The sequence below is a fragment of the Pseudomonas sp. SJZ103 genome (assembly GCF_007828335.1).
Lineage (GTDB): Bacteria > Pseudomonadota > Gammaproteobacteria > Pseudomonadales > Pseudomonadaceae > Aquipseudomonas.
The window spans coordinates 62,074-81,983 of record NZ_VIUN01000017.1 but is presented as its reverse complement, the minus strand read 5'-3'; the positions used below and the strand labels follow the sequence as shown (position 1 = coordinate 81,983).

The window sequence follows — 19,910 nt, the reverse complement described above, 5'->3', positions numbered from 1 at the left end:
CGACGACAGGGAAAGTGTCTACTCATCATGTGTCATAACACAGCTTGGCAATGGAGGCGTCGGTAGGTTGTTTATCAGTATGCTGACTGGCAAATTGTTTTTGGGTAGAAAGTTTCGAAGCAAGAGCTGTCGTTTTCAATGAACGGCAAAGGCTGGCATAGGTATTAGAGAAACTGTGATCGAATCAAATCCGTATCGAACGGTGTTATCCCTTGATCAGGCGCAAACACCGCCTGTGCCTGCTGCGGTGAGGTCACTCGTTCTCCCCGTGCTCGAACATGTAAATCGAACAGAGTCTCCAGATCCGGCCTTGGTGTATGTACCAAAGCTCGCAGCATCAACGATACGCCACTGAGGTTGTTCTGGACGTTGTTCCACCGAGGAACTGAAGTGAGCCCCAGATCGGCCCAAATCATGCGTCGTTCCTGCAAGTCCATCACGAATGGCAGGCAGATCCCTGTGTTGGATGCGATATCGATACGGTCGAATACGGAGCGCGGCTCGAATACTTCACCCGACGCCACGTCGACGCGGGCCATCCAGCCGGCGAAGCATTCTGGAAGATCACAGTACGGTTGCTGGGTGAATGAGTTGATAGAGGTGACGATATAGCGCACACCCTTCTCGACAAGGACATCGAGGTCTAGGTCGATGAACTCCGAAGCCCCTTCGGGCGCGTCTACGATGTCGCCACTGTGGTAGCCGCCGAAACCCTTCAAGTTGTAGTACGCGACCGTTTGTTTGAACACGAAGTTGGCGTCGAAAAATGCTGCGGACAAGTCGATGTCCGTGCGTTCACGGCCGTTCTTCCACCACAGGAACAGGCGAATGAAACGTGTGTCAGGCATCGGCAAGCGACTGCCCCGCACCAGCGTACGTAGCGACTTCGATGAGGCACGCTGTGCCAGCGGCACTCTGTATTCGCGTAATGCTGGATCGATGAAACAGCGGCCTAGTGGTGGTAGCGACGCAAAACGCGTTACGAGTGCGCCCTCGCAGATTCTGGCTGCACGAGTCAGTACGTCGTGAGCGAGAGGTTCGCGTCGATCCTTGATGCCATAGATTTTGGCGAATGCACCTTTCGGTGTGAAGGCTCGCAGGGGGAGGGGGCGCGGCGCACGTACCTGGGCCAGCAGCTGCAGCAGGACGGGTGACGACACCTGTGTCGCTACCGCCTCGAACGCGTCAAGAACCGATTCTGGTTCAGTAGCGCGCCGCAGCGTCGCGTCCAGCCGTCGTGCGAATTCACCAGGATGGCCCTGCAGTATGGGCGTAAGCGTGGCGATGTGACGCTGGGCAAGTAATGTTTCGACACGTGATCCAAATGAGTCAGGCGCTTCGTTGCGACGTGCTGCCGTGATGGCGGCCAGCGCTCGTGGGTACTTATCGGCGTAGTCGCCCGGATGAAGTACTTCAGCCAGGCGTTTCCATCGCTCAGCATGCCGCATCACGTCTTCTGCAGCGTTGGGTATGTGGTCGAGCAGGCGCAACAACAGGCGGCGCATTGAGCGCTTCATCGCGGTGAAACGTGTCGACGCTGTCGTCAGTGACACGTCTCCCCCCGTCAGCGCGACCGCGAGTCGCAGCACGTCAGTCGCCGTTTCGACGTTTCGCTCCAGGAATGCGTCCACCCGAGCATCGCCGGCTACATGCAGGATAAGTGCGCCGCCAACCTGTGCACGGATCTCCCGGAACGGGACGGTCTCAGGCAGCAGACGGAACACATCGCTTTTGTAGTTTCGGATAAACCAGACGACGTCGGCAGTTTCCTCCTCAGAGAGCGAGGTGCGCGATGAAACCAGCGGTTCGAGCAGTGACTCGAACTCAGAGATGCTTCCCGGTTCGATAACGCGGGATATGAAGTTGCCTTCAAGCATCGCAGGTCGAGGGTGATCAGTCGGTGGTAAACGCCGAAGCGTGAGGTAGTGCCTGACGGCGTTAAGGTACAACTCCGCTTCTGATGCCGTCAGAACCTGTTCTGGAAAGTCAGGATAAAACGGCCTGTGGTGTACATGAGCGCCAGTTTCCCGCCGAAGGACTCCGACAATTTCGCGCAGCCAGTACTTGAGCTCTGTCGCTGACAACAGGCCGATTTGTTCAATCAAAGGCTCTGACAGTACGCATCGGAACGCCGTGACTTCACGAACAGCCGACGCGACCTGAGCGCGCGTGGCACCGCCAGTGCCCATCGGGACGTGAACTTTGCTACGGCGACGCAGGAACAGCGCCTGATTCATGCTTGATTTTCTCCCTGGGCCGCTGTCTTGGACGAGCTGCTGCATTGTTCTACAACTGATGTAAAAACGCCTGCAAGAAGCAGGCGCGGTGTGGAGAGCGAAACCCCTAGGTCATCAGAGGTTAGAAGGAAGGTGTTCCATAGCCACGGGGGGCATTCTACGTAAGGTTGAATCTGTTTGTCAGGTCGCTGCGTAGCTCAACGGTAACAAGCTGCTTCGCCAGACTTATCAAGCTGGAAGCCGGCTTTGCAGACTCATGCCCATATTGGTAAGGGCGCTGGACAGCTTTTCCAGCGTGGGGAACCCTATGTCATGCACGCCTGCCCAGGCCGGTCGGTCGATGTAAAAGCTGCCATCGGCCAGCCGATGGATGGGTGTCGCAACGATGCCCTTGTCTCTGCTGTGATGCCGCAAGGTGTAGTTGCCCTGGTTCTCGTCGATCAAGTACATGCCTTTGCGAAACAGCAGTCGCTGCTGTTGCTCCAGCGTCCTGAGCACCGGCGGCGCTTCCACTTGTACTCGCAGGTCGGCATGCAAGGTGTCGAAGCTATCCCCGACGCTTTCAGGGGAGGGGGCATTGTCGCGATCAATGTCGATGCCGGGGTCAAGGCGCACGTCGTTACCTTGCCCGGGAAGCACCTCTTCGATACGCAGCCCGATGCCACCTTCCAGTTCACTGACACCCGCGAAGCCATTGAAGGTGTTGATGTTTCTCGCGTTGGTCAGGACCAGCCATTTACCGCCGCTGTTCAAGGTTCTATCGGCTTGGATAAGGGTGTGCGCGAGGTAATTGCTCGTCACTTGCTCGGTAAGATCGGCGATGGGGTTGGGGTATTTGTAATGGGCTGCGCAGTCGATAGCCTGCACGCGTATGCCGTTGGCCCTGGCGGTCTTGACCAGTTCCAGTTCGTTGAGTTGCCCGGATGGATCGGTGCCCAGCTTGCCAAGGTAGCTTTCCAGGTCGTCGGACATTTCGCCGGTCTGGAAATAGTGGTTCAGATCATCCTGTGCGAAGTCGTTGAGCAGGCGACGCATATACAGGGTTTTCACGCCCTTGCGCGCAAAGAGCGGCATGTTGTGGATCACCAGGCGGGTGCTGGTGATGCGGTCCAGGGTTTCGCCGATGACGTAGCCCGGTAGGTCTTCGGGCAGGCGTTCGAGGACGTCTTCGAAGGCCGTTGTCGGTTCAAACGCGGGAATGTCCGGACGAGGAGGCAGGCGGGTCCAGGACAGTTCCTTGTAGAAGTCTTGCGCCGATTGCAGCAGTTTGCGGTGCGTTTCGCCGAAGTAGTAGGTGAAGCGGTCAATGCGGCCGAAGCGGCTGTGAACATGGGTTTCAGTGAGGCCCATTGCCCAGCGTTTCACTTCCGGGCGGGTTGATGGCGGGGTATCGAAGGGGGTGGTCACCCTGCGCAGTGCGTGAGATGGCGTGGCCATCGCTTGCGGCGGTGGTGGGACTCGCGAGGGTGCCGGCATGCGGGCGCTTTTGCTGGAGTTCCCCCGCCGCCTTTCAAGCCGTTGCTGTCGGTCACACGCTCCCATTCGTTGAACTCGTTCAGGCGCACCGGCAGCGCGCCGGAAAAGCCATGGGGGTTGTTCGGGTCGACAATCGTCCAATAACCACGGCCGTTGGGGTTGGCTTCGTAGCGCACGTAATAGGCTTGATCATTCATCAGGATGGCTTGCTGTGGCATGCCGTCGGAAGTCCGCAGGCTATAGACCTGCTGGAACTTTCCGGGGGCGGTATCCAGGTGTTCTCCTTCCAGTATCAGGTTGGTCTGGTAGGCGGCGGGTACCGCCGGCGCAGGCATCGGCGCTGCGCTGGTGGGCTCTGTGGCCGGCATTGACCCAATGGGCTCCACCGCGACGGTGTCGGCCGCTTCGGCGATATCGTGCACGACCCCGTCGGCTTTCAACAGTGCGAGGTTAAACAGTGTGTCGATGGCACTCAGAATCGCATCCAGCTCCCCGGCACGGCGTTCGGCCAGGGTTTTGCCGTTGATCGCCTGGTCGATATTCAGGCCCAGATTGGCCACGCTGGCGCCTACCACCAAGGCCACCGGCCAGCCCGCCACCGCCATCGGGCCGAAGGTTTTGCCAAAGGCGTTCAGGTAGCCGATCCAGAGTTTCTTGCGCAGGTCGCCATTGCTGCGCAGGGAGAAGTCTGCATCGTTGTGCATGCGTGCCTGGCTCGATTGTGCCAGCCACGTAAAGGCGTCGTGTTCGATGGTTTGGTCGGTTTGATTGATCAGGTGGTGATCCCAGGTGCCCCAGTCGATAAACAGCTGGTCGAGTTGGTGGCCCAGGCCCTTGTCCACCCAGTCCGGCGGCAGGGTACCCGCCAGGGCCTGGGCGGTGCGATAGATCAGCACGGGGGTGAGCAGCATCTGCTTCCAGGTTACGGCGTCGGTATCGTCCTGCTGGATCTGCGCTGACAGCGGAAAGTGAGCCATGAAGCGGGCGCGGTTATCCGGGTGGCTGGTCTGGTTCAGCAGCCAGAAATGCAGGTCGGCCGGGGTCTCGAAGCAGTGGAAGGCCTGAGACTCGCCCGGTACATAAAGGATTTGCCGTCCATCGCCGTCGACGATGCGCAGGATATCCGTGGCGATATGTCCGCCGATATCCAGCGCCGCCACGCGCAGCCCGCTGGCTGAAGTGACCTCGGCTTGCAGGTTGGACAGGGTTGGGGGCCAGGACAGATTGCTGGCTAGGGCCTGAAGCACTGTGTGCAACTGCGACTCGGTGAGATGCCCGGCCTGTCGCGCTTGCAGGGCCTGGGCCAGGCAGTTGACCTTGGCCAGGGTGCGGAAGTCGTCGAAGTGAACGCTCCAGAATGTCTCCATGTGTGTGGTGTAGCGGTCGCTGAAATTGATCGCCCAGAAGTCCTTGAGCACCGCGCTGGCGGACAACTGCACTTGGTTATGCTGATCGAACAACCGCGCCTCGGCACCCTCGCGATAAAAACCACCATCACCGTCGAGCAGGTCGGCATTGTCCTGGTCGTGCACCTCGAAGCGGTGAATGACCAACTGCGTCAGCGTCATCGACTCCTGGGGTTTTTCATTGTGGCTCCAGCCCGTAAAGGTTGCCGGGTCACCGACACCACCGTTGAAGCGGTGCCAGTACACCTGATCGGGATCCAGGCCCTCCAGGCCGTGCCTGGCGAGAATTTCACGGGCGGCCTCAATGGCCATCGTCTGCATATTCGGGCAGGCATCCAGCACCACCGGGGCCAGGGCGCGAAGTTTTTGCTGGGCTGCGGGGGATGTGTCGGTCAGCGGCATGCTGCTCTCCTTAAGGGGGAAAAGCCGAGCATGCCAAGCCGTTTAGAGGGGCGGTGGGTAGATAGTTAGCGCCTGGCGATATCGGAGAAGTAAAACTTATCCAACGTATGCCGTGACTCGGTGTACTCGAACTGCCGCCCATCCTGCAGAAACGTCTGGTTGCTCACCACGATCACATGGCTTTGGCCATCAAGGTCGAGGTGGGTCTGGTCATCCTTGCTGCGGGGCAGGGCTTCGATGGTGCGCTGGGCGTAGCTGATCTGCAGTTGCAGCGTCTGTTCGATGAAGGCGTAGATCGACTGTTCGGCAATCGCCTGGTCCAGGCCGGGGATCAGGTCGGCGACGAAGTGGTTGATGTCGAGGATCACCCGTTTGCCGCCGATGCGCCGTACCCGTTTGATGCGTGTGATGAGGCTGCCGGGTTCGGCCTCGATGTGTTGCAACAGCGGGCCTTCCAGTGGGAGTTGAGTGAATTCGACCACTTCGGTGCGTACGTCATCGCCCAGGTCGGCGTGGGTTTCGTGGAAGCTGACGATGCCGCCGAGTTGGAACTCAATCGGGTTGGGCGAGAGCACGAAGGTGCCCTTGCCGTGGATCTTTTGCGCAAACCCACGTTCCTGCAACTGCTCGATGGCCCGACGCACGGTGCCTCGGCTGGCCTGGTAGCTGTCCATCAATTCGGTTTCGGAGGGCAGGCGCGTGCCGCGTTGCAGGCGTTCGGTGGTGATGCTGGCAAGCAGATCGGTATAGATCTGGTTGTATTTGCTCATGGATAGGGCTCTGTGCCGCGTTGGCGTTCAAGGCAGGAACCTTAGAGGCAGAGAGGGGCTTTGTCCATTAGACCCTTGGATTTGTGCGGCTTGCAGCGACGGGATGTACTGCACGGAATAAACAAATCCAAACTCGTACAGACGAGTTGTTGCTTTAACTCGTCTGTACGAGTACTTTTGGCTTCGGCGTGCTGCCAATGACTGCCCCCCAATAAAAAAAATCAAAGTGGAAACCAAGCATGAGCCACGACTATTCGAACATTGCCCGCGAGATCCTCGAGCACCTCGGGGGCAGCGACAACCTTGAGCAAGCTGCCCACTGCGTGACCCGCCTGCGCCTGGCGCTCAAGGATCCGAGCCTGGTCAACAACAGCGCGTTGAACCAGGTCGATCTGGTCAAGGGCTCATTCTTCACCGGCGGTTTGTTCCAGGTGGTGATCGGCCCCGGCGAAGTGGAAAAGGTCTACGCCGCCCTGCGCGAACAGACCGGCCTCGCCGCCGCCACCATCGCCGACGTCAAGAAGAAGGGCGCCGACAAGACCAATGCCATGCAGCGCCTGGTGCGGGTGTTCTCCGATGTGTTCATGCCGATCCTGCCCGCGCTGATCATTGCTGGCCTGCTGATGGGCATCAACAACCTGATGGGCGCCAAGGGCATGTTCATCGAGGGCCAGACGCTGCTGGAGGCGTATCCGAACTTGGATGGCCTGTGGAGCCTGATCAACCTGATGGCCAATACCTCATTTGTGTTCCTGCCGGCGTTGGTGGGCTGGTCGGCGGCCAAGCGTTTTGGCGGCAGTGAAATCCTCGGCATTGTGCTCGGCCTGATGCTGGTGCATCCCGATCTGCTCAATGCCTGGAACTACGGCAAGGCGGTTGCCGGGCTCGACGGCCAGAGCCTGCCGTACTTCGATATTTTCGGCTGGTTCAAGATCGAGAAAGTCGGCTACCAGGGGCAGATCCTGCCGATCCTGATGGCGGCGTATGTGATGAGCGTCATCGAGAAATGGCTGCGCGCTCGCGTGCCCAATGCCATTCAACTGCTGGTCGTGCCGATCACTACCATCGTCGTCACCGGCGTGCTGGCGTTGGCGATCATCGGCCCGGTGACCCGTCACCTCGGCATCCTGATCACCGAAGGCGTGGTCACCCTGTTTGACCTGGCGCCGATGGTTGGCGGAGCGATTTTCGGCCTGCTGTACGCACCGCTGGTGATCACCGGCATGCACCACATGTTCCTCGCCGTCGACCTGCAACTGATCTCCACCCAAGGCGGCACGTTTATCTGGCCGATGATCGTCATGTCCAACCTGGCCCAGGGCAGCGCCGCGCTCGCGGTGTTCTACACCACCCGCAATGCGCGGGATAAAAGCATGGCCTCGACCTCAGCGATTTCCGCTTACTTCGGCATCACTGAACCGGCGATGTTCGGGGTGAACCTGCGCTTCAAGTTTCCGTTTTATGCGGCCCTGGTGGGCTCGGCGCTGGGCAGCATTTTCCTGTCGCTGAACAAGGTGCAGGCCTCGGCCATTGGGGTGGGGGGCTTGCCTGGGTTTATCTCGATCGTGCCGCAATCCATCTCGATGTTTGTGATCGGGATGGTCATCGCGATTGTCGTGCCGTTCGTACTGACCTGTGCGTTGAGCATGAAGATTGTTCGGCCCGGTTATCGCGTTGCCTGATCTACCGCTATCGGGGCAAGTTGAACCGTTGCACCATTAATTGAAGGAACCCACCATGCAAGACTGGCAACACTCGGTGATCTACCAGATCTACCCCAAAAGCTTCCACAGCCACGCGGGTAACGCCACCGGTGACCTGCTGGGTATCGTGGACAAACTCGACTACCTCAAGTGGCTGGGCGTGGATTGCCTGTGGATCACGCCGTTCCTGCGTTCGCCGCAACGGGACAACGGCTACGACATCAGCGACTACTACGCCATCGACCCCAGCTACGGAACCATGGCCGACTGCGACCTGCTGATCAGCGAAGCGGCCAAGCGCGGCATCAAGCTGATGCTCGACATTGTGGTCAACCACACGTCCATTGAGCATGAGTGGTTCCAGCAGGCGCGCAGCAGCCTCGACAACCCCTACCGCGACTTCTACATCTGGCGCGACCAGCCCAACAACTGGGAATCCAAGTTCGGCGGTTCGGCCTGGGAATACGAGGCGCAAACCGGCCAGTACTTCCTGCACTTGTTCGACCACACCCAGGCTGACCTCAATTGGGACAACCCCCAGGTGCGTGCCGAAGTGTTCAAGTTGATGCGCTTCTGGCGTGACAAGGGCGTGGGCGGTTTCCGTCTGGATGTGATCAACCTGATCTCCAAGCCCGCCGATTTCCCCGAAGACAACAGTGACGGCCGCCGCTTCTACACCGACGGCCCGAACGTGCATGAATACCTGCAGGAGATGCACCGCGAAGTCTTTGAAGGCCATGACCTGATCAACGTCGGCGAGATGTCGTCCACCAGCCTGGAGCATTGCATTCGCTACTCGCGACCGGAGTCGAAAGAGCTGTCGATGACCTTCAACTTTCATCACCTGAAAGTTGATTACCCGAACCTGCAAAAGTGGGTGAAGGCCGACTTCGACTTCCTGCAACTCAAGCAGATTTTTTCCGACTGGCAACTGGGTATGCAAGCCGGTGGCGGCTGGAATGCGCTGTTCTGGTGTAACCACGATCAGCCCCGGGTGGTCTCGCGGTTTGGTGACGACGGTGAGTACCGCGTGGTCTCGGCCAAGATGCTCGCCACCGCATTGCACTTCCTCCAGGGCACGCCGTTTGTGTATCAGGGCGAAGAGCTGGGCATGACCAATCCGGGCTTCGCCAGCATCGATCAGTACCGCGATGTGGAGACCCTGAACATCTTCCGCCTCAAGCGCGATGCCGGTGAATCCGAAGCGGCGAGCATGGCGGCGATCATGCAGAAGTCGCGCGACAACGGCCGCACGCCGATGCAGTGGAGCGCGCAACCCAATGCGGGCTTCAGCACCGGTGAGCCGTGGATCGGCATCCCGGCGAATGCCGCGCAGATCAACGTTGAACACCAACTCGATGATCCCGACTCCGTGCTGCATCACTACCGTGCGCTGATCGCCTTGCGTCGTCATGAACCGCTGATTCAAGCGGGTGTTTACCGCCAACTGCTGCAAGACCATCTGCAGGTCTGGGCGTACCTGCGTGAAGGCCACGGCGAGCGCTTGCTGGTGCTGAATAATTTCTACCGCCAGCCCTGTGAGATCCAACTGCCTGACGACGTGATCGGCGCGGCGACCGAGCAACGCCTGCTGATCAGCAATTACCCCGACTGCCCGCAACGCACGGCCACGGTCGTCTTGCGTCCCTACGAATCGTTCGTGCTGTATCTGAAGGACTAAACCCCGGGCGCAGGGTGCTTCAAAAAAAACATAATAAAAATATCGGAGTGCTTCATGAAAACAACAATAAAGCTGGGCCTCGTTGCCTCCTGCCTGAGCCTGCCATTCGGTGCGCAGGCCCTGGAATTTGCAGGTTACTTGCGCAGCGGTGCGGGGACTTCAACGGGCAGTGGCAAGCAGCAATGTTTCCAACTGCCGGGGGCGCAAACCAAATACCGATTGGGCAACGAATGCGAGCAGTACGCCGAACTGGAACTGCGTCAGGACCTGCTGACCCTCGACGATGGCTCAGTGCTCAGCGTCGACGCCATGGCATCCCTCTACAACAAATACGACCGCGCCCTTAAATTCCAGGGCGAAGACAACGGTTCGGCGCGCATGCCGCAGATGTATGCGCAGTGGTCGAACCTGCCGGCCCTCAATGGCGGTTCGCTGTGGGCCGGTCGGCGCTACTACAAACGCAATGACATCCATATTTCCGACTTCTACTACTGGAACCAGAGCGCCACCGGTGGCGGTATTGAGGACGTGCTGATCGGCGACCTGAAATACAGCTACGCGCTCTCGCGCAAGGACAACCTGTACCAGAAGGAATACGCCACCCGTCACGACTTCAACGTGGCGGGCTTCAAGACCAACCCCGGCGGCGAGCTGGAGCTGGGCTTGAGCTATATCGAAAAGGCCGGCGGGCGCGACACCAACAGCGGTTGGGCGCTCACCGCGCAGCATGTGCAAAAACCCTTTCTGGGCGGCAAGAACAAATTCGCCCTGCAGTACGGCGAAGGTCCCGGCACCGGCCTGGGCTACACCGGCAATACCTTCCTGGATAACAGCAGCAAAAGTTATCGCGCCGTGGAGTTCTTCGACTGGCAAGTGACCCCGCGCTTTGGTGGGCAGATCGAAGCGGTGTACCAGAAGGATATTCGCCCCGGCAGCCAGGACCAGACCTGGATGTCCATCGGTGTTCGCCCTGCGTATGCGATCAGCGAACAATTCAAACTGGTCACCGAACTCGGGCACGATCAGGTCGATGCCACAGGCGGCACGCGCAAACTGAGCAAATTTACCTTCGCCCCGACCTGGTCGCCCAAGGGGCCGGATTTCTGGGCGCGGCCGGAAGTGCGGTTGTACTACACCTATGCGACCTGGAACGAAGCGGCCAAGCGTGCAGCGAATGAACTGGCGGCGGGCTCGGCGTTGTCCGACACCGGCGCCTATGGCACCGCGCGGCATGGGTCGAACGTTGGCGTGCAGGTTGAATACTGGTGGAAATAAGTCATCCGTGGGATAGGCATCCACCCAAGGATTTTTACAGAACAAAACAGCAGGTGACGTCATGACCGCAACTCAACCCCTGGAATTGCTCGCGCCTTTATCCGGCGTGCTGCTGGCACTGGACCAGGTGCCTGACCCGGTGTTCGCCAGCCGCATGATTGGCGACGGCCTGTGCATCGATCCCACTTCGCAGACCCTGTGTGCGCCGCTGGCCGGAGTGATCAGTAATATCCAGGACAGTGGGCATGCGGTCAGCGTCACCGACGACAACGGCGTGCAGGTGCTGATGCATATCGGCCTGGACACCGTGAGCCTGGCGGGCAAGGGCTTCACCCGCCTGGTCGAGGAAGGCCAGCGGGTGGAAGCCGGGCAAGCACTGATCGAATTCGATGCCGACTACGTGGCGCTCAACGCGCGCAGTTTGCTGACCTTGATGCTGGTGGTCAGCGGCGAGCCGTTCACGCCGTTGGCAAGCGGCCTGGTGGAACGGGGCCAACCGGTGTTGCAGGTATCGCCCGGCAACCGGGTAGAGGAGGCCGATGAGGAGGAGGGCGATGCACGCTTCTCCAAGCCGTTGACCTTGCCCAACGCCAATGGCTTGCACGCGCGCCCGGCAGCGGTATTTGCCCAGGCGGCGAAAGGTTTTAACGCGAGCATTTACCTGCACAAGCAAACCCAGAGTGTCAACGCCAAGTCGCTGGTGGCGATCATGGCGCTGCAAACCGTACAGGGCGATACCTTGCAAGTCAGCGCAGCCGGGGAGGATGCCGAGGCAGCAATCAATGTGCTGGTTGCGCTGTTGGCTGAAGGCTGCGGCGAGGCCATTGCGGCGCCGGCTGCACAGCTCGAAGCGCGCGTGCCGGTATCGTCGACGACGCTGCTGCGAGGCGTTTGCGCATCGCCGGGGTCGGCGTTTGGCCAAGTGGTTCAGGTCGCTGAGCCCGAGTTAAAGGTGACTGAACAGGGGGCGGGAGAAACCTTCGAACGCGCTGCGTTGGCGCGTGGCCTGTTGGCTGCAAACGAAGCGCTGCAAGCCTTGCAAACCCAGGCGGCAGGCAGTGCCCAGGCGGAGATTTTCCGTGCCCATCAGGAATTGCTCGAAGACCCGACGCTGCTGGAACAAGCCCACGGCTTGCTGGCCGAAGGCAAGAGCGCCGCGTTTGCCTGGAACAGCGCCACGGTCGCCACCGCCCAACTGTTCCAGGGCCTGGGCAATGCCCTGTTGGCCGAACGTGCGGCGGACCTGGCGGATGTCGGTCAACGCGTGCTGAAACTGATCCTCGGTATTCAAGACCGCGCCTGGGACCTGCCCGACCGCGCGATCCTGATCGCCGAACAACTGACGCCTTCGCAAACCGCCAGCCTCGATACCCAAAAGGTGCTGGGGTTTGTCACCGTCGGCGGCGGGGCAACCAGCCATGTCGCGATCCTGGCGCGTGCCCTGGGCCTGCCTGCCATGTGTGGGGTCGGGCCTGAAGTGCGGGCGCTGGCCAACGGCAAACAGGTCCTGCTCGACGCCGACAAGGGCGAGTTGCACCTGGACCCCAACCTGGCCGAGATCGAACAATTGGAGGCTGCGCGCCAACAGCAAATACTGCGACGCCAGCGTGACGTGGCGCAGGCCTCCGTGCCTGCGATCACCCGCGACGGCCATCACGTCGAGGTGACCGCCAACGTCGCGTCGTTGCAGGAGGTGGAGCAATCCCTGGCCCTCGGGGGTGAAGGCGTCGGCCTGCTGCGCTCGGAGTTCCTGTACCTGGATCGCAATCGCGCCCCAAGCGTGGATGAGCAGGCCGCAACCTACAGCGCCATCGCCCGTGCCCTGGGCACCGAGCGCAATCTGGTGGTGCGCACCCTGGATGTCGGCGGCGATAAACCGCTGGCGTATGTGCCGATGGACAGCGAAACCAACCCGTTCCTGGGCCTGCGCGGTATACGCCTGTGCCTGGAGCGCCCGGAGCTGTTGCGTGAACAGTTGCGCGCGATCCTTGCGAGTGCCGGGCTGGCACGCCTGCATATCATGTTGCCGATGGTCAGCCTGCTGTCGGAGCTGCATCTGGCGCGCAAGATTCTGGAAGAAGAAGCGCAATCCCTCGGGCTCAGCGAGTTGCCCAAACTGGGCATCATGATCGAGGTGCCGTCGGCAGCCTTGATGGCGGATGTGTTTGCGCCCCATGTGGATTTCTTCTCCATCGGCACCAACGACCTGACCCAGTACACCCTGGCCATGGACCGCGATCACCCGCGCCTGGCCAGCCAGGCCGACAGCTTTCACCCGGCGGTGCTGCGCCTGATCGCCACCACCGTCACGGCCGCCCACGCCCATGGCAAGTGGGTGGGCGTATGCGGTGCACTGGCCTCCGAAGCGCTGGCGGTGCCGGTGTTGATCGGGCTGGGCGTGGATGAGCTGTCTGTCAGTGTGCCGCTGATTCCCACCATCAAGGCCACCGTGCGCGAGCTGGACCTGGTCGACTGCCAGACCATCGCCCGTCAGGTACTGGGCCTGGAAGAAGCCGCCCAGGTGCGCGAGGCCTTGCGCCTGTATCACGCGGCCACCGTTGAAACCTCACCTGTCGTGGAGCACTGAGCATGTTCGAGAAATTGCAGCGGGCGTTCTGGAAAGCCCTGACCCCGGATTTGATTGCCGAGACGGTGGTGACTCCGACGCAGGGGCTGTTGTCGGCCGAGGTGCTGAGTGCGTTGGGAGGTGCGGATAACCTCAAGTCGCAACAGCGTGTGGCGCTGACGCGGGTGAGGGTGCAATTGCAGGATGCGGGCCGGCTGGATGAGGCGGCGTTGAAAGCGGCGGGTGTGCCGGGTGTGATGGTGTTGGCGGGAGGAGTGGTCCACCTGATCACCGGCCTCTAACCCAAGTAGAGATCAAAATGTGGGAGGGGCGGTGTTGGGAGGATCAGTTTTACAGCTGCGGGGTGTCTTCCGGCGGCTTGGTCTTGTCCACACCCGGCACATGCAGGTTGCCCTCCACCACCTGGTTGCCTTCCAGCTGCGGCTGGGTCACCCAGGTCAGGATGTCGTAATAACGCCGGATGTTCGCCACAAAGTGCACCGGCTCGCCGCCTCGGGCGTAGCCGTAGCGGGTCTTGCTGTACCACTGCTTCTGCGACAGGCGCGGCAGCATCTTCTTCACGTCCAGCCACTTGTTCGGGTTCAGGCCTTCCTTCTTCGCCAGAATGCGCGCGTCGTCCAGATGGCCGGTGCCGACGTTATAAGCGGCGAGGGCGAACCAGGTGCGGTCGGGCTCGGCGATCTTGTCGTCCAGCTCGTCCTTGATCTTGGCCAGGTACTTGGCGCCGCCCATGATGCTTTGCCTGGCATCCAGGCGATTGGACACGCCCATGGCCTGGGCGGTGTTCTGGGTCAGCATCATCAGGCCGCGCACGCCGGTCTTTGACGTGACCGTCGGTTGCCACAGCGATTCCTGATAGCCGATCGCCGCGAGCAGGCGCCAGTCGACTTTTTCTTCCTTGGCGTAGGCGCGAAAGTGCTTCTCGTATTTGGGCAGTCGCTGCTGCAAATGCTGGGCGAAGGTGTAGGCGCCGACATAGCCGAGGACATCGACATGCCCGTAATAGCGGTCTTTAAGGCGTTGCAGGGTGCCGTTCTTTTCCACCTTGTCCAGGTAGCTGTTGATCTCGTTGAGCAGGCTGTTGTCGTCGCCGGCCGCCACGGCCCAGCTCTGGTTGCTGGCATTGCCGAGGTCGAACGCCACCCGTACGTTGGGGAAGTACACCTGGTTCATCGCCACTTCGTTGGAGTCCACCAGGGTCAGGTCGATTTGGCCCTCGTCCACCATGCGCAGCAGGTCGACCACCTCAACGGCGTCGGATTCTTCGTATTCGATGGCCGGGTTCTGCTTTTTAAGCGCCGCCAGTTGTTCGGCGTGGGTGCTGCCCTTGAGCACCATGATCTTCTTGCCCACCAGGTCTGCCGCGTTCGTCGGCCGTGACTGGCCGTTGCGGTAGATGATCTGCGGGGTGACTTCAAGATAAGGGTGGGAGAACCGCACCTGTTGCTGGCGCTGCTCGCTGCTGACCAGGCCGGCGGCGGCGAGCACCGGGCCGTTGGGTTTGCCCAACTGGCCGAACAGGTCGTCGAGGTTGTCGGCGGTCTCGATCTCCAGCTTCACGCCCAGGTCATCGGCAAAACGCTTGACCAGTTCGTATTCGAAACCGGTTTCACCGTTGCGGTCCTGGAAGTAAGTCGCCGGGCTGTTTCGGGTTATCACCCGCAATACGCCATCCTCCTTGATTCGCTCGAGCGTGCTGGGTTTATCAACACAGGCGCTGAGCATCAGGAAGAGTCCGGTTGCGATGAGCCATCTGGCGCATCGCGGGCGCAAAGCAGTTGGGGAGAACATCTGCGCAGTATACGCAAACGGCCCACGGCGCCATATCTCGACAGCGGCGGACTTGTCTGCTAGCGCCGCCAAAACTGTGCTGCAGCCCGCAGAAACGTGGCTTGGCGCCCGATTGTGACGGTTAAAATAACTGCGCGGAATGCCTTAGATAACGCCCCGATAGCGTGCAAACCGTGCCAACTGACGTTCGGCAGCAGCCAGCGGTGCCGTTTCGGGTGCCGTTGGCGCAGGTTTACGCTAGAATGCACGGCCTCAAAGCACACCCCTTCCCGAGGCTGTCCCGAAGATGTTGATCCTGCGCGGCGCTCCTGCCCTTTCTGCCTTTCGCCACAGCAAACTCCTTGAGCAACTGAGCCAGAAGGTTCCAGCGGTTACAGGCCTGTATGCTGAATTTGCTCACTTCGCCGACGTTACCGGCGTCTTGACCGCCGACGAACAGCAAGTGCTCGCACGCCTTCTGAAGTACGGCCCCAGCGTTCCCGTTCAAGAGCCGACTGGCCGCTTGTTCCTGGTTCTGCCACGGTTCGGCACCATCTCGCCCTGGTCGAGCAAGGCCAGCGATATCGCCCGCAACTGCGGCCTGGAAAAAATCCAGCGTCTGGAGCGCGGTATCGCCTTCTACGTTGCCGGCCAGTTCAGCGATGCCGAGGCCGAGCTGATCGCCAGCAGCCTGCACGACCGCATGACCCAGATCATCGTCAGCCAGCTGGAACAGGCTGCCGGTCTGTTCAGCCACGCCGAGCCCAAGCCGCTGACCGCGATTGACGTGCTTGGCGGTGGCAGCGCCGCCCTCGAGAAGGCCAACACCGAACTGGGCCTGGCCCTGGCCGAAGACGAAATCGACTACCTGGTCAACGCCTTCACCGGTCTCAAGCGCAACCCCCACGACATCGAACTGATGATGTTCGCCCAGGCCAACTCCGAGCATTGCCGTCACAAGATCTTCAACGCCAGTTGGGACATCGACGGCGAGAGCCAGGAAAAAAGCCTGTTCGGCATGATCAAGAACACCTACGTGATGCACAGCGAAGGCGTTCTGTCGGCTTATAAGGACAACGCCTCGGTGATCGTCGGCTCGGTTGCCGGCCGTTTCTTCCCGGACCCTGAAACCCGCCAATACGGCGCGGTGCAGGAACCGGTGCACATCCTGATGAAGGTCGAGACCCACAACCACCCGACCGCGATTGCCCCGTTCCCGGGCGCAGCCACCGGTTCCGGCGGCGAGATCCGCGACGAAGGTGCCACCGGCCGTGGCGCCAAGCCAAAGGCCGGCCTGACCGGTTTCACCGTGTCCAACCTGCAGATCCCGGGCTTCGAACAGCCATGGGAAGTGCCGTACGGCAAGCCTGAGCGCATCGTAACTGCGCTGGACATCATGATCGAAGGCCCGCTGGGCGGCGCCGCGTTCAACAACGAGTTCGGCCGTCCGGCGCTGACCGGTTATTTCCGTACTTTCGAACAGTCCATCACCACCCCGCGTGGCGATGAAGTGCGCGGCTACCACAAGCCAATCATGTTGGCTGGCGGCATGGGCAACATCCGTGAAGAACACGTCAAGAAAGGCGAGATTCTGGTCGGCTCCAAGCTGATCGTCCTCGGCGGCCCGGCGATGTTGATCGGCCTGGGCGGCGGCGCGGCTTCCTCCATGGCCACCGGCACCAGCTCGGCAGACCTCGACTTCGCTTCCGTACAGCGCGAAAACCCTGAGATGGAACGCCGCTGCCAGGAAGTCATCGACCGTTGCTGGCAGTTGGGTGACAAGAACCCGATCAGCTTCATCCACGACGTCGGCGCCGGCGGTTTGTCCAACGCCTTCCCGGAGCTGGTCAACGATGGCGACCGCGGTGGCCGCTTCGAACTGCGCAACATTCCGAACGACGAGCCGGGCATGGCCCCGCACGAAATCTGGAGCAACGAATCCCAGGAACGTTACGTACTGGCGGTCGGCCCTGAAGACTTCGCGCGCTTCCAGGCCATCTGCGAACGCGAGCGTTGCCCGTTTGCCGTGGTCGGCGAAGCCACTGCCGAGCCGCAACTGACGGTCACCGACAGCCACTTCGGCAACAGCCCCGTGGACATGCCCCTCGAAGTGCTGCTGGGCAAGGCCCCGCGCATGCACCGTTCGGCGGTACGTGAAGCCGAATTGGGCGATGATTTCGACCCAAGCGCCCTGGACCTGGCCGACAGCATCGAACGTGTGTTGCACCACCCGGCCGTGGCGAGCAAAAGCTTCCTGATCACCATCGGCGACCGCACCATCACCGGCCTGGTGGCCCGTGACCAAATGGTCGGCCCATGGCAGGTACCGGTGGCCGACGTTGCCGTCACCGCCACCAGCTTCGACGTCTACACCGGTGAAGCCATGGCCATGGGCGAGCGTACGCCGCTGGCCCTGCTGGACGCCCCGGCGTCGGGCCGCATGGCCATTGGTGAAACCCTCACCAACATCGCCGCGTCGCGTATCGGTAAATTGTCCGACATCAAGCTGTCGGCCAACTGGATGTCCGCCGCCGGTCACCCAGGTGAAGATGCGCGTCTGTACGACACGGTAAAAGCGGTCGGCATGGAGCTGTGCCCGGAGCTGGGCATCACCATTCCGGTGGGCAAGGACTCCATGTCCATGGCCACCCGCTGGAACGATGAAGGCGTGGACAAGAGCGTCACCTCGCCGCTGTCGCTGATCGTCACCGGCTTTGCGCCGGTCACCGACATCCGCCAGACCCTGACCCCGCAACTGCGCATGGACAAGGGCACCACCGACCTGATCCTGATCGACCTGGGCCGTGGCCAGAACCGCATGGGCGCCTCGATCCTCGCGCAAACCCACGGCAAGCTCGGCAAACACGCGCCGGACGTGGATGACGCCGAAGACCTGAAAGCCTTCTTCGCCGTGATCCAGGGCCTCAACGCCGACGGCCACCTGCTGGCTTACCACGACCGTTCCGACGGTGGTTTGCTGACCAGCGTGGTCGAGATGGCGTTTGCCGGTCACTGCGGCCTGAACATCGTGCTCGACAGCGTTGCCGAGGATGCCTCGGAAATCAACGGCATCCTCTTCAACGAAGAGTTGGGCGCCGTGATCCAGGTTCGCCAGGACGCTACTCCGGACGTCCTCGCACAGTTCAGCGCCGCTGGCCTGGACGACTGCGTCGCGGTGATCGGCCAGCCGATCAACAACGGCGAGATCAACATCTCGTTCAACGGCGACACCGTGTTTGCCGGCCAGCGCCGCTTGCTGCAACGCCAGTGGTCCGAGACCAGCTACCAGATCCAACGCCTGCGTGACAACGCCGACTGCGCCGAGCAGGAATTCGACGTGATCCTGGAAGAAGACAACCCGGGCCTGAGCACCAAGCTCAGCTTCGACGTCAACCAGGACATCGCCGCGCCGTACATCAAGAAAGGCATCCGCCCACAAGTTGCCGTACTGCGTGAGCAGGGCGTCAACGGCCAGGTGGAAATGGCGGCCGCGTTCGACCGCGCCGGCTTCAATGCGATTGACGTGCACATGAGCGACATCCTCGCCGGTCGCGTTGACCTCGACGCGTTCAAAGGCCTGGTGGCCTGCGGTGGTTTCTCCTACGGCGACGTGCTCGGTGCCGGCGAAGGCTGGGCCAAATCGGCCCTGTTCAACAGCCGTGCCCGCGATGCGTTCCAGGGCTTCTTCGAACGCAACGACAGCTTCACCCTGGGTGTGTGCAACGGTTGCCAGATGATGTCCAACCTCCACGAACTGATCCCGGGCAGCGAGTTCTGGCCGCACTTCGTGCGTAACCGTTCCGAGCAGTTCGAAGCCCGTGTCGCCATGGTGCAGGTGCAGGAATCCAACTCGATCTTCCTGCAAGGCATGGCCGGTTCGCGCATGCCGATCGCCATCGCCCATGGTGAAGGTCATGCCGAGTTCGAAAGCGAAGAAGCCTTGCTCGAAGCCGACCTGTCCGGTTGCGTGGCCATGCGTTTCGTCGACAACCACGGCAAGGTCACCGAAAGCTACCCGGCCAACCCGAACGGCTCGCCGCGCGGGATCACCGGCCTCACCAGCCGCGACGGTCGCGTCACCATCATGATGCCGCACCCGGAGCGTGTATTCCGCGCCGTGCAGAACTCGTGGCGCCCGGAAGAGTGGAACGAAGACGGTGCGTGGATGCGCATGTTCCGCAACGCCCGCGTGTGGGTGAACTAAGGCCGTGTACAAGCTTGCCTTCTTTGTGCCCGACAGCCATGTGGAGGCGGTGAAAACCGCCGTCTTCGCGGTTGGCGGCGGGCGCATCGGCGACTACGACAGCTGCGCCTGGCAAGTGCTGGGCCAGGGCCAGTTTCGCGCGTTGGACGGCAGCCAGCCGTTTATCGGGCAGGTTGGCCAGGTTGAAGTGGTGGAAGAATGGAAGGTTGAGCTGGTAGTGGCCGATGAGTTGATCAGCACGGTGGTCGCCGCGTTGAAGCTCAGCCACCCCTATGAAACACCGGCTTATGACGTGTGGCAGTTGGCGGACTTCTGATCCGCCGACGGTAAAGACAAGAAACCCGCTGGGCCAGTTTGGCCAGCGGGTTTTTTGTTGACGGTCACGAACCCCGGGTCAAA

At 61.0% G+C, this 19,910-nt stretch carries 12 protein-coding genes; 7 read left to right on the top strand and 5 right to left on the bottom strand.

Going from position 1 to position 19,910, the window contains the following annotated elements; all coding sequences use genetic code 11:
• Nucleotides 1-164: 164 nt before the first annotated feature.
• The 4 genes from FBY10_RS27275 to treR form a co-directional block, all read right to left on the bottom strand.
• Nucleotides 165-2,237 (bottom strand): TerD family protein, encoded by a 2,073-nt coding sequence (locus FBY10_RS27275; protein WP_145338393.1) that lies wholly within the window; start codon nt 2,235-2,237, stop codon nt 165-167.
• 228 nt (nt 2,238-2,465) lie between these two features.
• Complete coding sequence (locus tag FBY10_RS27270; RefSeq protein ID WP_145622940.1) at nt 2,466-3,587, bottom strand: membrane-targeted effector domain-containing toxin; 1,122 nt, start codon at nt 3,585-3,587, stop codon at nt 2,466-2,468.
• A gap of 53 nt (nt 3,588-3,640) precedes the next feature.
• Complete coding sequence (locus tag FBY10_RS27265; protein ID WP_145338395.1) at nt 3,641-5,521, bottom strand: dermonecrotic toxin domain-containing protein; 1,881 nt, start codon at nt 5,519-5,521, stop codon at nt 3,641-3,643.
• Nucleotides 5,522-5,586: 65 nt separating this feature from the next.
• A complete protein-coding gene (gene treR, locus FBY10_RS27260) occupies nt 5,587-6,291 on the bottom strand; it encodes a trehalose operon repressor (protein ID WP_131697972.1) in 705 nt (234 codons plus the stop codon).
• 239 nt (nt 6,292-6,530) lie between these two features.
• On the opposite strand from treR, the gene treP reads away from it, so the two are divergent.
• From treP to FBY10_RS27235, 5 genes are all read left to right on the top strand, one after another.
• Entirely contained in the window at nt 6,531-7,973 is a 1,443-nt protein-coding gene (gene treP / locus FBY10_RS27255) for a PTS system trehalose-specific EIIBC component (protein WP_131697971.1), read from the top strand.
• Between the two features lie 55 nt (nt 7,974-8,028).
• Nucleotides 8,029-9,675, top strand: coding sequence for an alpha,alpha-phosphotrehalase (treC, locus tag FBY10_RS27250; RefSeq protein ID WP_131697970.1), 1,647 nt, complete (start codon nt 8,029-8,031; stop codon nt 9,673-9,675).
• 54 nt (nt 9,676-9,729) lie between these two features.
• Nucleotides 9,730-10,950 carry a carbohydrate porin gene (locus FBY10_RS27245; RefSeq protein ID WP_145338396.1) on the top strand — a complete coding sequence of 407 codons (1,221 nt, stop codon included), beginning with the start codon at nt 9,730-9,732 and terminating at the stop codon, nt 10,948-10,950.
• A gap of 61 nt (nt 10,951-11,011) precedes the next feature.
• Nucleotides 11,012-13,537: a phosphoenolpyruvate--protein phosphotransferase gene (ptsP, locus tag FBY10_RS27240; protein ID WP_145338397.1), complete on the top strand. Its 2,526-nt coding sequence runs from the start codon at nt 11,012-11,014 to the stop codon at nt 13,535-13,537.
• Nucleotides 13,538-13,539: 2 nt separating this feature from the next.
• Nucleotides 13,540-13,818: a PTS transporter subunit EIIB gene (locus tag FBY10_RS27235; RefSeq protein WP_131697967.1), complete on the top strand. Its 279-nt coding sequence runs from the start codon at nt 13,540-13,542 to the stop codon at nt 13,816-13,818.
• A 49-nt stretch (nt 13,819-13,867) separates the two neighbouring features.
• Here the strand turns inward: FBY10_RS27235 and mltF are convergent, their stop codons facing one another.
• On the bottom strand, nt 13,868-15,328 hold the full coding sequence (gene mltF / locus FBY10_RS27230) for a membrane-bound lytic murein transglycosylase MltF (RefSeq protein WP_145338398.1): 1,461 nt from the start codon (nt 15,326-15,328) through the stop codon (nt 13,868-13,870).
• A 286-nt stretch (nt 15,329-15,614) separates the two neighbouring features.
• On the opposite strand from mltF, the gene purL reads away from it, so the two are divergent.
• Both purL and FBY10_RS27220 read left to right on the top strand, forming a co-directional pair.
• Complete coding sequence (gene purL / locus FBY10_RS27225; RefSeq protein ID WP_145338399.1) at nt 15,615-19,511, top strand: phosphoribosylformylglycinamidine synthase; 3,897 nt, start codon at nt 15,615-15,617, stop codon at nt 19,509-19,511.
• A gap of 4 nt (nt 19,512-19,515) precedes the next feature.
• Nucleotides 19,516-19,827, top strand: a complete 312-nt coding sequence (locus FBY10_RS27220; RefSeq protein ID WP_145338400.1) for an NGG1p interacting factor NIF3 — start codon at nt 19,516-19,518, stop codon at nt 19,825-19,827.
• Nucleotides 19,828-19,910: the final 83 nt, after the last annotated feature.

Excerpts from the sequence above, each read along its gene's own strand:
- treC (WP_131697970.1), top strand. The coding sequence starts at position 8,029 with ATGCAAGACTGGCAACACTCGGTGATCTACCAGATCTACCCCAAAAGC.
- FBY10_RS27245 (WP_145338396.1), top strand. The coding sequence starts at position 9,730 with ATGAAAACAACAATAAAGCTGGGCCTCGTTGCCTCCTGCCTGAGCCTG.
- FBY10_RS27265 (WP_145338395.1), bottom strand. The coding sequence starts at position 5,521 with ATGCCGCTGACCGACACATCCCCCGCAGCCCAGCAAAAACTTCGCGCC.
- purL (WP_145338399.1), top strand. The coding sequence starts at position 15,615 with ATGTTGATCCTGCGCGGCGCTCCTGCCCTTTCTGCCTTTCGCCACAGC.
- FBY10_RS27235 (WP_131697967.1), top strand. The coding sequence starts at position 13,540 with ATGTTCGAGAAATTGCAGCGGGCGTTCTGGAAAGCCCTGACCCCGGAT.
- FBY10_RS27275 (WP_145338393.1), bottom strand. The coding sequence starts at position 2,237 with ATGAATCAGGCGCTGTTCCTGCGTCGCCGTAGCAAAGTTCACGTCCCG.
- FBY10_RS27270 (WP_145622940.1), bottom strand. The coding sequence starts at position 3,587 with ATGGGCCTCACTGAAACCCATGTTCACAGCCGCTTCGGCCGCATTGAC.
- ptsP (WP_145338397.1), top strand. The coding sequence starts at position 11,012 with ATGACCGCAACTCAACCCCTGGAATTGCTCGCGCCTTTATCCGGCGTG.
- treP (WP_131697971.1), top strand. The coding sequence starts at position 6,531 with ATGAGCCACGACTATTCGAACATTGCCCGCGAGATCCTCGAGCACCTC.
- mltF (WP_145338398.1), bottom strand. The coding sequence starts at position 15,328 with ATGTTCTCCCCAACTGCTTTGCGCCCGCGATGCGCCAGATGGCTCATC.
- treR (WP_131697972.1), bottom strand. The coding sequence starts at position 6,291 with ATGAGCAAATACAACCAGATCTATACCGATCTGCTTGCCAGCATCACC.